We start from the raw sequence: 12711 nt of genomic DNA on the forward strand, positions 1-12711 counted from the left end.
CTCTCGCCGCGGTCGCCGGTCGATAGGATCGGCCGATGACCGTGCCGCAGGAGATCCGCCGGAGCAAGTACGTCAGCCTGACGACCTACCGCAAGGACGGCACGCCGGTGGCCACGCCCGTCTGGCACGTGCCGGACGGCGACGAGCTGGTCATCGTGTCCGAGGCCGAGGCGTGGAAGGTCAAGCGGATCCGCCGCAACCCCGACGTCGTCGTCACGGTCTGCAGCCTCCGCGGCAAGGTGGAGCCGGGCGCCCCGAGCGCCACCGGCACGGCCCGGCTCCTCGACGAGGCCGGCACGGCCCACGCCCGCAAGCTCCTCGGCCGGCGGTACCTCACTTCCCGGCTCGGCAACGGGGTCGCCAAGCTGCTGCGGTTGCGCCGCCCGCCCATGATCGGCATCGCCATCCGGCTCTGAGCCACCCCGGCGCAGTTCACGGCCGGGGATCGCCGCGCAGCAGGCGGTAGACGACCATGTCGTGCCCGGTGCCCTTGCGGAACTGCGCGTGCCGGGCCACACCCCTCGCGCTGGAAACCGGCCTTCGCCAGGCCGCGTTGCGCGGCGACGTTGTCGACGTCGGTCTCCGCCTGCAACCGCTCGGCGTCCTCGACCACCGCCCCGGCTACCGCCACACCGCGGCCCGAACGCGCCACGTCGTCTGCCCGATCTTCAGCCGCTGACATGGGCGGTGTGGTCGAGCCAGTGCCGGACCGGTCAGCCGGGATCGGTGAACGAGATCGGCTTGCCGGTGGCCCGGGCGTAGGCGATCTCCCTGCTCGTGGACTCGCCGATGTACCCGCCGGGGTTGACGATCAGAACCCGGTCAGCCAGATCGATCTTGCGCAGATGGAGAGCGCCGAGCGCGGCCTTCTGCTCGTCGGTGATCATGTCGGCTGCTTCGTGATCCTCGGCGCGCGGGAAGACGGCCGGCGCGACGACGATGACCCCCGCATACGTCAGGTCACGGTTGGCCGCGTTCATCTCGTCCGCGAAGCGGGTGGAGCCGCAGATGCAGACAATCTCCGGTCGGTCGGGCACGGCTCAGTCTAGGCAGCGGGACGGCCATCACGCGGCTGCACGGTCGCGGGCGGGAAGGCGCAGCGGGTGAGGTCCGCGGAGATGTCCCAGATGCGGCGGGCGTCGTCCTCGCCGCGCAGCCGCGAGTAGAGGTCCTGCTCGGCGGGCGGGCCGCCCAGGTGGCCGAAACCGCTGGGACCGTAGAACCGGCCGCCGGCGTCCGGGGCTGTCGCGGCCAGCAGGGCCGGCAGCGGGGCCGTCTCCAGGTTGCCGACGATGAGGCCGCGGGCGGACAGGGCCCGGATGATCCGTACGCCGGCGGTGTCGCGGGCCCGGCCGAGCTCGGGGCGGGCGGCCAGCAGGCTGGTCGGCGCGATGCCCGGGTGGGCCAGGTTGCTGGAGATCCCCCAGCCCGCGGCCCGGCTGCGCCGGTCCAGCTCGAGCCCGAACAGGCCGAAGGCGATCTTCGACTGGCTGTACGCACGCCCGCCGTTGTACGACCGTTCCCAGTTCAGGTCGTCCCAGTTGATGGCGCCCTGGTTGGCGGCGATGCTGATCTGCGAGGTGACCCGCGCACGGCCGGCGCTCAGCAGGGGCAGCAGCTGCGAGACGAGCGCGAAGTGGCCGAGGTGGTTGCTGCCGAACTGGAGCTCGAACCCGTCGGCAGTGCTCTGCCGCTCGGGCGGGGTCATCACGCCGGCGTTGTTGACCAGGATGTGGATCGGGCGGTCCTCGGCGCGCAACGTGGCGCCCAGCGCGGCGACCGAGTCCAGCGATGACAGGTCGAGGTCCCGCAGGGAGACCGCGGCCCGCGGATGCTGCTGTCTGATCCGGCCGACGGCCGCGTCGCCCTTGCGCCGGTTGCGGACGGGCAGGACGACCTCCGCCCCGGCCCCGGCGAGCCGCGTAGCGAGGCCGAGACCGACGCCGTCGCTCGCCCCGGTGACGACCGCGAGCTTTCCGGTGAGGTCAGGAACTGGTGTGGTCGATGAGATACGTGACATGACCCCAGGATGCGGGTCCGGAACCGGCTTAACCACGGTCTGTCAGTCCGAGGCTGGGGCCTGCCGATGGGCGGTATAACGAAGCAGGACCGTCAACCGTGAAGGACCACAGCCATGATCGATCGGCCGGGACTCGCCGAGTTCCTGCGCCGCCGCCGGGAGTCGTTGCAGCCCGAGGACGTCGGCCTGCCACGCGGGCAGCGGCGCCGCACCAGCGGTCTGCGTCGCGAGGAGGTCGCCGCGCTCTGCCACCTCTCCACCGACTACTACAGCCGGCTGGAGCGCGAGCGCGGCCCGCACCCGTCCGAGCGCCTGATCGCCTCGATCGCCCAGGGCCTGCACCTGTCCCGGGAGGAACGGGACCACCTGTTCCGCCTGGCCGGGCATCACCCGCCGACGACCGGCCCGAGCAGCGAACACATCAGCCCGGGCATGCTGCGGATCTTCGACCGGCTCACCGACACCCCCGCCGAGATCGTCACCGAACTGGGCGAGACACTGCGGCAGAACCCGCTCGGTGTCGCGCTAACCGGCGACCTGACCCGCTACCGCGGCCCGGCCCGCAGCATCGGCTACCGGTGGTTCACCGATCCGGCGTACCGCACGCTGTACCACCCCGACGACCACGAACTGCATTCACGCGTCTTCGCCTCGGGCCTGCGCAAGGTGGTCACCGTACGGGGGCCGCAGTCGTGGGCCGCGCACCTCCAGCACCTGCTGCTCGAACGCAGCGAGGAGTTCCGCAGCGTCTGGAACGACCATGAGGTAGGCGTCCACTATCAGCACGTCAAACGCTTCGTGCACCCGGCGGTGGGCGCCCTCGAGGTCAGCTGCCAGGCGCTGCTCGACCCCGAGCAGTCGCACTCCCTGCTGGTCTACACCGCCGTGCCGGGCAGCGAGAGCTACGACAAGCTCCAGCTGCTGTCGGTCATCGGCCCCCAGGAGCTGCGACCGGTCCAGGGCGAAGTCACGAGGAACGAGGTTTGATCAGCCCTTCGAAGTGGGAACCCCCTGTCTGCCCACCCCGCATCGAGGAGCTGACGTGGAAGTAACCGGGATCATCACCGCCATCATCATCGGCCTGATCATCGGCGCGCTCGGGCGCCTGGTCGTGCCGGGCAAGCAGAACATCCCGATCTGGCTCACCCTGGTCATCGGTGTCGTGGCCGCCATCATCGGCACGTTCATCGCGTCCGCGCTCGGCGTCGACGACACCGGCGGCATCGACTGGATCGAGCTGCTCATCCAGGTCGTGGTGGCCGCCGTCGGCGTCGCCCTCGTGGCCGGGCTGTACGGCCGCAACCGCCGCTGACTGTCGCGTTCCACCGGTGCCCGCCCACACCGTTGTGGGCGGGCACCGCTGCGTCCGGCGACTCCCGCCCATGGTGGCGCGCGCTCCCCCGCAGCCGGCCAATGGCCCGATATAGACGTCTTTGCGAGCAACCGAACCCGGCGCCGACACGCTAGCGTCGACCTACGCAGAGACATTGCTCTATCGCTCGGGGAGTTCAGATGAACATTCGCAGGCGGACGACAACCGCCGCGGCCGGCGCACTGATCACGATTGCGGCTCTCGCGGTGAGTAGCACGGCAGCATCCGCTGCCCCTCCGGCGCAGGCGCCGGTCCAGGCGCCCGCTCCAGCAGGCGTCACCCACGAGGAGAACCCCCGGGTTCCCGAGGGTGCCGTGTGGACGGAGGCCTACTTCCCGTCCGCTGACCGCAGCGGCGCCGAGCTCCACGCCGACGTCCTCCGGCCGGCCGGCCTGCCGGCCCAGGCCAGGACGCCGGTGATCCTCGCCGTCGGTCCCTACTTCAGCCATGCGGGCCAGACCGGGCCGCAGGGCTTCGACCGGACCGGTCCCTCCAGCCGGTTCGCCGACTTCACCAGCGGTACGGACCTGTTCGCCCGCGGCTACACGTACGTGATGGTCGACCTGCGCGGCTTCGGCGGCAGTACCGGCTGCCTCGACTGGGTCGGTCCCGGTGAGCAGGCGGACGTGAAGGCCGCGATCCAGTGGGCGGCCACCCAGCGGTGGTCGACCGGCAAGGTCGGCATGTACGGCAAGTCGTACGACGCGGTGACCGGTCTGGTCGGCAACAACCTGCGACTCGGAGCGCTGAAGGCCGTCGTCGCCCAGGAACCGGTGTGGAACATGTACAACTACCTGTTCAGCAACGGTGTCCCCCGGCCCAACGTGACCGCCACACCGGACGCCTACAACAGCATCGCCACGATCGAGGCGCTGCCCGACGACACCGAGCGCTACCGGGCCAACGCCGCCTACGAGAGCGCCCACCCCGAGTGCCTGACCGAGAACCTCACGAACAACAACAATCCCGACCTCAGCTCACCATACTGGCGCGCCCGCAACCTCGCGGCGCAGGCCAAGGGCACGAGCACCCCGCTGTTCGTCACGCAGGGCTTCATCGAGAACAACACCAAGCCGGAGGACATGGAGGAGTACCTGGACAACCACCGCGGCGTGGAGCGGGGCTGGCTGGGTCAGTGGGAGCACGTCCGCGGCAACGACACCAACGAGCAGGGGCAGCTGCTCCAGGGCCGCGCCGGCTTCTTCGCCGAGGTCATGCGCTTCTACGACCGCTACCTCAAGGGCATCAAGCCGTCGGTCCAGGACCCCGCGTACGCCATCGAGGACAACACCGGCGTGTGGCGGGCTCAGCCGACCTGGCCGATGCCGTCGTCGTACACCGCGGCGCGCCTGTCCGACGGGCAGTACGTCGACGACGGCGTCGCCTCGACCCTGGCCGCACCGGCCGCACCGGCCGGCCGGCAGTGGGACATGGAGCACGCCACGGACCCGGCTCCGCCCGCCACGAGGAGCCTCGCGCCGATGACGGCGGCCGCGGACACCCACAGCTATTTCACCTGGTCCACGCCGGTCAGGTCCCGGGTACGGATCACCGCCACCCCGCGGATCACGCTGCGGGCCAGTGCGCCGGGCAACGTCCTGGTGCGGCTGTGGGACGTCGCTCCGGACGGTACGGCGGTGATGTTCGACGAGAACGTCTCGCTGATCGAACGGGCCGGCCGGGTGGCGTTCGACCTGAAATCCACCGACTGGACCTTTGCGGTGGGTCACCAGCTCGGCGTCCAGGTCGGGACGATCGGCAGCGGGAGCTGGCTCGACACACCGTCCGGCAACACGATCCGGATCAGCCGGGCCCGGCTGGCCCTGGCCCTGCAGAACCCCCGGTACGACGTGCCGACCCAGGGCGACCGGTCACCGTTCCTCGACACCTACCTGAGCCAGTACACCCGCACGCTCACCGGCGTGGGCGAGGGCACCTTCGCGCTCGCGCTGCCCGACCGGCACTGACCGGCTGATCGGCGGGGCCGGCTGCTCCACAGTGCTCAGCCAAGGTCACGGTCGCAGAGACACCCAGCTCCCGTGATCGCGCAGCCGCAGCATTGAGGACAGTCCGGCCTCGTCGAACGCCGTCTCCAGGTCCGTCCCCGACTCCGAGAAGTGCGTCCAGCCGTCGTAGTGCGCCGGGATCACCATGCCCGCGCCGAGGACCGCGGCGGCCGCGGCGGTCCGGCGGCTGTCCAGGGTCAGGGGACGGCCGTGGAACTTCGCCGGCACCCGGGCCGCCCCGGCGAAGAGCACGGCCACGTCGACATCCGGAATGCGCCGGGATATGTCGGCCACCGCCCGCAGCGACGCGTTGTCACCGCTGACGTAGATGACCGGCAGGCCGGCGCCGGACAGCACGAAGCCGGTGACCTCGCAGTTGACGTTGCCGTCGGCGTCACGCTCACCGTCCTCGGGGCCGTGGACGGCCGGCACCGCCCGTACCGTCAGATCTCCGCCGCCGTCGGCGCGGGGAACCGCATGTTCGGCCCACGTGGCCAGCCCGATGGCGGGCGGCCCCAGCCGGCCGGCCGTCGCCGGGCCGGTCAGCACCAGGGGCGCCGCCGCTGCGAAGGCCCGGCCGCGGCCGTCCAGGTTGTCCGGGTGCTGGTCGTGGCTGACCAGGACGAGGTCGACCGCACCGAGCTCCGCTTCGGCCGCGGCCGGACCGGCCACCTTGGTCAGGTAGCCGTGCGGGCCCGGAGCGTCGAACGTCGGATCCACGACGATCCGCAGACCTCCGACATCGATGACCACGGTGGGACCGCCGAGGACCGTGGCGGCACAGTCCTGCCGCGCGAGCACGCCTGTCATGATCAACCCCCTGCGGGCGTCCTCAGCCGAGAATCTTGAGCAGTCGTTCGGCCAGCGTGGCAGCCGAGTGCGGATTCTGGCCGGTGAGCAGATTCCGGTCCTCCACGATATACGGCTCCCACACCGGGCCCCGGCTGAACTCGACGCCGACCTTGTCCATCAGCTCGTCCTCGAGCAGCCACTGACACCGGGACGCCAGCCCGACGGCCTCTTCCTCCTCGTTGGTGAAGGCGGTCATCCGGTAGCCCCGGAACGGCGACTCGCCATGGATCCGGGTGGCCAGCAGCGCGGCCGGGGCGTGGCACACGATGGCGAGCGGCTTGCCCGAGACCAGCGCCGCCGTCAGCAGCCGGCCCGCGTCGGCGTCGACGGCCAGGTCCTGCATCGGGCCGTGCCCACCGGGCAGGTAGACCGCGTCGTAGTCCTCGAGGCGGGCGTCCGCCAGCCGCAGCGGGCGCCGCATGACCTCGGCCGACCGGATGATCTCCTCCAGCTCCAGGGCTCCCTGCTCGCCCCCGGCCATCGACGGCCGCAGGCTCATCATGTCGACGTTCGGCGTGGTGCCGCCGGGCGTCGCGACCACCACCTCGTGACCCGCCTCCGTCAGCGCCCGGTACGGCATCGCGAACTCCTCGGCCCAATATCCGGTCGCCCATCGCGTGCCGTCCTTCAGCACGAGGTACGTGGCTCCTGAGACCACGAAAAGCACCTTCGCCATCACGCCTCCTCCTTCTGATCCCTGCACTTGGCACCAGGGTCGCGCTCCCGGGTGCGGCGTCGCGCCGGTGAGACACCCGGGCCGTCCCCCCGGGTCCCGATCCGGCCCGGGATCGGTCGCCGGGATCCGACCAACCGTGCCCGGTCGGTCCCTGACCTGCCGTTTCATGCACCACCGCGGTCGTGGCCAGGGAAGCACCGACCCCCAGGGCGTGTCGACCAGGGCATCTCCCGGGTGCGCTACGCGCCCGGGCCTCGCGAGGCTGGTGGGACATCGACGTCGTGCGGGATTCCGACCGAAAGGCAGTGTGCGTGAGATGACCACGCTCGAACAGCAAGCCGGAACAGCGATCCGGCCGTTCACCGTCCACTTCCGCAAGGCAGCGCTCGACGACCTGCGCCGCCGCCTCGCGACCACGCGCTGGCCGACCCGGGAGCTGGTCGGCGACCGCTCCCAGGGGGTGCAGCTGGCCACCATGCAGGCGCTGGGTCGGTACTGGGCGGGCAAGTACGACCTGGGGCGCGTACAGGCCCGGCTCAACGCGTTGCCCCAGTTCACCACCGAGATCGACGGCGTGGACATCCACTTCGTCCACGTCCGGTCGAAGCACCCGGGCGCGCTGCCGCTGATCATGACCCACGGCTGGCCCGGATCGATCATCGAGATGATCGACTCGGTGGGCCCGCTGACCGACCCGACCGCGCACGGCGGCACCGCCGGCGACGCGTTCCACCTGGTGCTGCCCTCGTTGCCGGGGTACGGCTTCTCGGCCGAGCCGGCCGAGGTCGGCTGGGACCTGGTGCGCACCGCGCGGGCCTGGGCGGAGCTGATGCGCCGGCTCGGCTACGACCGCTATGTGGCGCAGGGCGGGGACGTCGGCGCCGGGGTCACCGACGCGATCGGCCGGCTGGGCCCGGACGGGCTGATCGGCATCCACACCAACCTGCTCGTGCCGGCCCTCAACGACCCGGCCTCGCTGCCGGACGACACCGAGGAGGAACGCGCGGCGCTGGCCGCGATCAAGGTCTTCCAGACCACCGGGAACGGCTACTTCGTGGAGATGGCCACCAGGCCGGAGACCATCGGGTACGCGCTGCTGGACTCCCCGGCCGCGCTCGCCGCCTGGATGATCGACCACGACACCGACGCGTACTACAAGATCGCCGGCGCGTTCGTCGACGGCCGGCCCGCGGGCAACCTCACCCGCGACCACATCCTCGACAACGTCACGGCCTACTGGCTGACCGGCACCGGAGCGTCCACGGCCCGGTCGTACTGGGAGGCGTACGGGCCGGACGCGCCCGCCGCGGGCCGCCCACCACTGCCCGACCCCCGGGTTCCCGTGGGGTTCAGCACGTTCCCCGGCGAGATCTGGCGGACGCCGCGCAGCTGGGCCGAGCAGTCCTACCCGACCCTCACCTACTTCGGGCAGGCCGAGCGGGGCGGCCACTTCGCCGCCTGGGAAGAGCCGGAGCTGTTCGCCGCCCAGCTGCGGGCCGCCTTCCGGCCGCTGCGAGCACCGCAGACCGACACGGCACTCGACAACTCACGAGGTGGAGACCGATGACCTCCCAGCCCACTCGACGGCAACTGCTGCAGGGCGGCCTCGCCGCCGGAGTCACCGTCGCCGCAACCGCCGCACTCGGCCCCGCGCCGGCGCACGCTACCCCGGCCACCGGCCGGACGGGGATCCACCCGTTCCGGGTCGCGATCCGGCGCGAGCAGGTGGCCGAGATGCGCCGCCGCGTCGCCGCGACCCGCTGGCCGTCCCGCGAGCTCGTCGCCGACCGCTCGCAAGGCGTGCAGCTGGCGACCGCGCAGGCGCTCGCCCGGTTCTGGGCGACCGGCTACGACTGGCGCCGGTTCGAGGCCAAACTGAACGCTCTCCCGCAGTTCAGGACCGAGATCGACGGCGTCGACATCCACTTCGTCCACGTCCGCTCGAAGCATCGCAACGCCCTGCCGCTGGTCATGACCCACGGCTGGCCCGGCTCGATCGTCGAACTGCTGGAGACGGTCGGCCCCCTCACCAACCCGACCGCGCACGGCGGCACCGCGGCGGACGCGTTCCACCTGGTCCTGCCGTCGATCCCCGGCTACGGCTTCTCCGGCAAACCGGACGAGCTCGGCTGGGACACCAACCGGACGGCGCGCGCCTGGGCGGAACTCATGCGCCGCCTCGGTTATCCCCACTACGTCGCCCAGGGCGGGGACGTCGGCGCCGCCGTCACCGACAACCTCGGCCGGCTGGCCCCGCGGGGACTGCTCGGCATCCATCTGAACCTGCTGGTCCCGGCGCTGGGCGGCACCGGCAACCTGCCCAGGAACACCGACGAGGAGAAGGCCGCGGCCGCCGCCCTGCAAGCCTTCTCCACGTCCGGCCGGGGCTACCTGGTCGAGCAGTCGACGCGGCCGCAGACGATCGGCTACGCCCTGCTGGACTCCCCCGTCGCCCTGGCGGCCTGGATGCTCGATCACGACACCGACAGCTACCTCAAGATCTCTCGCGCCTTCCGCGGCGGCCCGCCGTCCGGCAACCTCACCCGCGAGCACGTCCTCGACAACGTCTCGGTCTACTGGCTGACCGGGACCGGCGAGTCGGCCGCCCGCGCGTACTGGGAGAGGGCGCAGACCGCCGGCCACCCGCAGGCGCCGGTGACGGTCCCGGTGGCGTTCAGCGCCTTCCCGGGCGAGATCTTCCAGGCGCCACGCAGCTGGGCCGAGGCGAGCTATCCGACTCTCCGGTACTACGGCAAGGCCAGGCGGGGTGGGCACTTCGCGGCGTGGGAGGAGCCTGAGCTGTTCACCCGGGAGCTGCGGGCCGCCTTCCGGTCGCTCCGCTGACCCAGCGGCGACTGTCCGGTCAGTCACCACGAACCGGCGGGCGGTGCGCTGTCAGCGTAGAGCCTTGACGGTCGCCTCCGGACGGTGCCGACAGGTCCTACGCGGTGCCGACCGAGATCGGAGCCGTCGGCACCGCGATGGACTGGCGAATCCGGGTTCAGGGGTTGATGGACGTTCACGGCGAGGCCACCGCGCCGACCGTCCGACAGCCCTCCCCGCGAAGGCAGTCGATGCCGCGCATCACCGAGTTGCTGGGCGTCCTGGGCTGGCCGTGGCCGTGCTGGCCGCGACGGCCGTTGATGACGCTCCACAGCGACCAGCTTTTATGGTCAACGTCGGTGCCATGGGAGACTCTTCACTGCATATCAGCGAAGGAGCACCGTAGGGCGATGGACGATTTCCAGCCTGGATACCCCATCGACTTGCGCTCGGCTGACATGCGAATGCGCGACGCTCGCAGCTATGAGGGCGACTTCGAGTACATGGCCGCACGTGTCGTTGCTCGGCTGACGGGTGAGCGCGTGTTCATCCAGGACGACAATAGCGTGCAGGGAATGGCAGACGTTCGAATCGAGTATGCCGACCGTCCACCCGCATTTGTGGAGATCGTGTCTGACGTCGACCCCGACTATGCCCAGCTGAATCAGTTGGTCCTTCGGGACCAGCAGATGGCCGCTCCTTCGCTGGGCCGGATCTGGTACGTCACAGTCTCGAAGTCGGCCAGACTCAAGTCACTCAAGCCTGCTCTGGAGCCATTCCTCCGACGCTTGGAGGACGCGGGTGTTTTTCTGGAAATAGCACAGCCCGACGGCAGCCTTGGCCGCTCCTCGACGGAAGAGCTACGCCGACTCGATGGCCTCGGTGTCGTGAGGCTCTGTTCTCGTCCGCCCCAGCCGGACGAGGAGCCGAAGATCCTCCTCTATCCTCAAGGCATAGGCGGTCCAGCAGAGCAGGACTGGCTGGCGCTCATGACCTGGCTGGCCGAGTATCTGAGTGCACCTGACCGAGCCGACGTGCGCAAGAAGCTCGAGGAGACGGGAGCCGCCGAGCGCCACGCCTTCGTCGGGCTCCCGCTGGGGAAGGAATGGTCCGCCTTTCACAGCCTCCATAACGAGTACGGCGGATTGCCGGATCAACCTCCTGCGTTGCCGCCCGAGGTCACCCATGTCTGGGTCTGGGCGCACCCGTTCGGCAGGTGCATCGCATGGTTCCCTGATCGAGGTTGGTTCGATCCTCGGAGCCATTGGGCCACGGCGTGAAGGCGGCTCGACACGTTCCCTCAATCCCGGTGTTGCATGAGGCGCACGTCCGCCGGCGCGCCCGGCAGTCCACCCGCTGTCGACCGGTAGTCCGGTACCCCTACGCACGTGAAGAGCAGTGCGTCCAGCGGCGCTCCGACCAGCGCCGGGATCTCGCTGTCGCGGAATGTCATTCCGGTGGCGCTCGCGCCCATCGCGTACGCGACAAGGTGCAACCGTCCCTCGACCAGGCCCGCACCCAGCTGCGCGGCCCGGTACCCCCGGTCGTCCAGGCTCGTCACGTCGGCCGCGGTGATCACCACGAAGGCTGCGTCCCGGCTCAGTCCTTGCTCCAGGCTCACCCGGTAGAGCTCCTCGCGGTGGTTGCCCGGACGGATCGGCGTACGGAGGTCGGGCCACCGGTACACGCCCGGGGTCACCCCCTCGACGTCGTGCACGGCCACGAACTGTGGCAGGTCGATCCCCCGCACCGCCGTCCGCAGGCCGGTGGTGAGCACGTCCGCCGGTACGCCGCGGGCCGGGTCCATCCGCCGTTGTGAGCCACGGGTCAGTACGACCGCCTCGACCGGCTCGGTCCCGGCCCCTGGCGCGTCGACCGGGTCGCCCTCCGCCCACGGCGCACCCAGCACGGTGCCGTCGCCGGCCCGCTGCGCCGCTGTGATCAGCGGGAACTCCATCGGATCGGTGTCGACCTGGCCCGCGACCGCGGGACCGGCCGGCGTCAGGGCGGGCTGCTGTGAGCCGAGCGCGACCACGGCGACCGGCCATTCGTGGACGCCGTCCGCGCCGACCAGCTCGGTGACCGCCCGGTCGGGGAACGTGGTGTAGAGCCGGGCCGGGATCCCGGCCGAGTGGGCCAGAGCCAGCGTCTGGGCCAGCATCGTGCCCGCGTCCCAGTAGACGTGCCGGTAGCCGCGCTCACGGTAGCGCCACCCCGTGCGCCACGGGACGCCGGTCACCACGATCGCCGCGTCGCCGCCGCTCGGTGCCGACGCGACTCGCACCAGGGCGTGACCAGCCGGGTCGTACCAGTGCACGCCGGCCGGCACGGGGAGACCCTCGGGGATGAGCACGTAGAGCTCGAGAGGGAAGCGGCCACCGGCCGATCCGGCGGCGCGGAACAGATGCGTGATCCCGTTGCTGCGCTTGGAGGTACGCACGACTCCGGCGGACAGGTGCAGCAGCCGGGCGAGCTGCGGCACGTCGAGGTCGACGGCGGCGACCTCCGCGCGACCGGCCAGCACGTCGACGGCCGGCGGCTCGGTGGACGGCAGGGCACGCGGCAGCGCGAAACGCGGCAGAGTCTCGGAGTACCGCTTGTAGAAGAGCGGGAAACGGTCGAAGTCGTTGGGCTCAAGGTCGAGGACCAGGCGCGGGTCGCTGAGGGCGTCGTCCCACTCTCGTCCCGGCTCGTAGGAGGTCAGCCTGTGCAGTATCTGGGTCGTGGTCTCCACCGAGCCGACTCTAAATGCGTCATGCCCGCCGCACCCACCGGTATACGCGGCGACAGGACGAAGCGGCCGGCTCCCCGCTCGGGTGGGATGCCGGCCGGATGGCACTCCACCCGGCCGGCCGCACCGCTGAGGCCTAGGGCGCGTTTCGAAGTAGGTGTGTCGGTCGTCGATAGACGAAGAGGCCTCCGGTAGAGGGTTCATCGACGAAGAAGAACCTGAATACCGGAG

Annotated in this window: 12 protein-coding genes; 7 read left to right on the forward strand and 5 right to left on the reverse strand. The window is 70.9% G+C overall.

From position 1 onward, the window contains the following. The first annotated feature begins 35 nt into the window (after nt 1-35). Complete coding sequence (locus ACWEOZ_RS21150) at nt 36-416, forward strand: PPOX class F420-dependent oxidoreductase (protein ID WP_451912385.1); 381 nt, start codon at nt 36-38, stop codon at nt 414-416. 297 nt (nt 417-713) lie between these two features. Here ACWEOZ_RS21150 and ACWEOZ_RS21155 read toward each other — a convergent pair whose 3' ends face one another. Together ACWEOZ_RS21155 and ACWEOZ_RS21160 are read right to left on the reverse strand one after the other, a co-directional pair. Further along, nucleotides 714-1037, reverse strand: a complete 324-nt coding sequence (locus ACWEOZ_RS21155) for a hypothetical protein (RefSeq protein WP_451912386.1) — start codon at nt 1035-1037, stop codon at nt 714-716. An 8-nt stretch (nt 1038-1045) separates the two neighbouring features. Beyond that, complete coding sequence (locus ACWEOZ_RS21160) at nt 1046-2020, reverse strand: SDR family oxidoreductase (protein WP_451912387.1); 975 nt, start codon at nt 2018-2020, stop codon at nt 1046-1048. 114 nt (nt 2021-2134) lie between these two features. On the opposite strand from ACWEOZ_RS21160, the gene ACWEOZ_RS21165 reads away from it, so the two are divergent. From ACWEOZ_RS21165 to ACWEOZ_RS21175, 3 genes are all read left to right on the forward strand, one after another. Then, nucleotides 2135-3007, forward strand: coding sequence for a helix-turn-helix transcriptional regulator (locus ACWEOZ_RS21165; protein WP_451912388.1), 873 nt, complete (start codon nt 2135-2137; stop codon nt 3005-3007). 55 nt (nt 3008-3062) lie between these two features. Further along, nucleotides 3063-3332, forward strand: coding sequence for a GlsB/YeaQ/YmgE family stress response membrane protein (locus ACWEOZ_RS21170; RefSeq protein WP_451912389.1), 270 nt, complete (start codon nt 3063-3065; stop codon nt 3330-3332). Between the two features lie 200 nt (nt 3333-3532). Continuing rightward, complete coding sequence (locus ACWEOZ_RS21175) at nt 3533-5359, forward strand: CocE/NonD family hydrolase (protein WP_451912390.1); 1827 nt, start codon at nt 3533-3535, stop codon at nt 5357-5359. A gap of 45 nt (nt 5360-5404) precedes the next feature. Here the strand turns inward: ACWEOZ_RS21175 and ACWEOZ_RS21180 are convergent, their stop codons facing one another. Together ACWEOZ_RS21180 and ACWEOZ_RS21185 are read right to left on the reverse strand one after the other, a co-directional pair. Continuing rightward, nucleotides 5405-6208, reverse strand: coding sequence for an MBL fold metallo-hydrolase (locus tag ACWEOZ_RS21180; RefSeq protein WP_451912391.1), 804 nt, complete (start codon nt 6206-6208; stop codon nt 5405-5407). 22 nt (nt 6209-6230) lie between these two features. Beyond that, complete coding sequence (locus tag ACWEOZ_RS21185; protein WP_451912392.1) at nt 6231-6926, reverse strand: type 1 glutamine amidotransferase domain-containing protein; 696 nt, start codon at nt 6924-6926, stop codon at nt 6231-6233. Between the two features lie 316 nt (nt 6927-7242). Between ACWEOZ_RS21185 and ACWEOZ_RS21190 the strand changes: the two genes are divergently transcribed. The 3 genes from ACWEOZ_RS21190 to ACWEOZ_RS21200 all read left to right on the forward strand — a co-directional run bounded on the left by ACWEOZ_RS21190 (nt 7243) and on the right by ACWEOZ_RS21200 (nt 11029). Further along, complete coding sequence (locus ACWEOZ_RS21190) at nt 7243-8493, forward strand: epoxide hydrolase family protein (protein ID WP_451912393.1); 1251 nt, start codon at nt 7243-7245, stop codon at nt 8491-8493. After that, nucleotides 8490-9770, forward strand: a complete 1281-nt coding sequence (locus ACWEOZ_RS21195; RefSeq protein ID WP_451912394.1) for an epoxide hydrolase family protein — start codon at nt 8490-8492, stop codon at nt 9768-9770. The genes ACWEOZ_RS21190 and ACWEOZ_RS21195 overlap by 4 nt, the downstream gene beginning before the upstream one ends. A 389-nt stretch (nt 9771-10159) precedes the next feature. After that, the gene (locus ACWEOZ_RS21200) at nt 10160-11029 is read left to right on the forward strand and encodes a hypothetical protein (RefSeq protein ID WP_451912395.1); all 870 of its coding nucleotides are present in this window, start codon (nt 10160-10162) and stop codon (nt 11027-11029) included. A gap of 20 nt (nt 11030-11049) precedes the next feature. Here the strand turns inward: ACWEOZ_RS21200 and ACWEOZ_RS21205 are convergent, their stop codons facing one another. Next, on the reverse strand, nt 11050-12483 hold the full coding sequence (locus ACWEOZ_RS21205) for a hypothetical protein (protein ID WP_451912396.1): 1434 nt from the start codon (nt 12481-12483) through the stop codon (nt 11050-11052). Nucleotides 12484-12711: the final 228 nt, after the last annotated feature.

It is taken from the genome of Actinoplanes sp. NPDC004185 (assembly GCF_053603475.1).

Excerpts from the sequence above, each read along its gene's own strand:
- ACWEOZ_RS21175 (WP_451912390.1), top strand. The coding sequence starts at position 3,533 with ATGAACATTCGCAGGCGGACGACAACCGCCGCGGCCGGCGCACTGATC.
- ACWEOZ_RS21185 (WP_451912392.1), bottom strand. The coding sequence starts at position 6,926 with ATGGCGAAGGTGCTTTTCGTGGTCTCAGGAGCCACGTACCTCGTGCTG.
- ACWEOZ_RS21200 (WP_451912395.1), top strand. The coding sequence starts at position 10,160 with ATGGACGATTTCCAGCCTGGATACCCCATCGACTTGCGCTCGGCTGAC.
- ACWEOZ_RS21165 (WP_451912388.1), top strand. The coding sequence starts at position 2,135 with ATGATCGATCGGCCGGGACTCGCCGAGTTCCTGCGCCGCCGCCGGGAG.
- ACWEOZ_RS21180 (WP_451912391.1), bottom strand. The coding sequence starts at position 6,208 with ATGACAGGCGTGCTCGCGCGGCAGGACTGTGCCGCCACGGTCCTCGGC.
- ACWEOZ_RS21190 (WP_451912393.1), top strand. The coding sequence starts at position 7,243 with ATGACCACGCTCGAACAGCAAGCCGGAACAGCGATCCGGCCGTTCACC.
- ACWEOZ_RS21160 (WP_451912387.1), bottom strand. The coding sequence starts at position 2,020 with ATGTCACGTATCTCATCGACCACACCAGTTCCTGACCTCACCGGAAAG.
- ACWEOZ_RS21195 (WP_451912394.1), top strand. The coding sequence starts at position 8,490 with ATGACCTCCCAGCCCACTCGACGGCAACTGCTGCAGGGCGGCCTCGCC.
- ACWEOZ_RS21150 (WP_451912385.1), top strand. The coding sequence starts at position 36 with ATGACCGTGCCGCAGGAGATCCGCCGGAGCAAGTACGTCAGCCTGACG.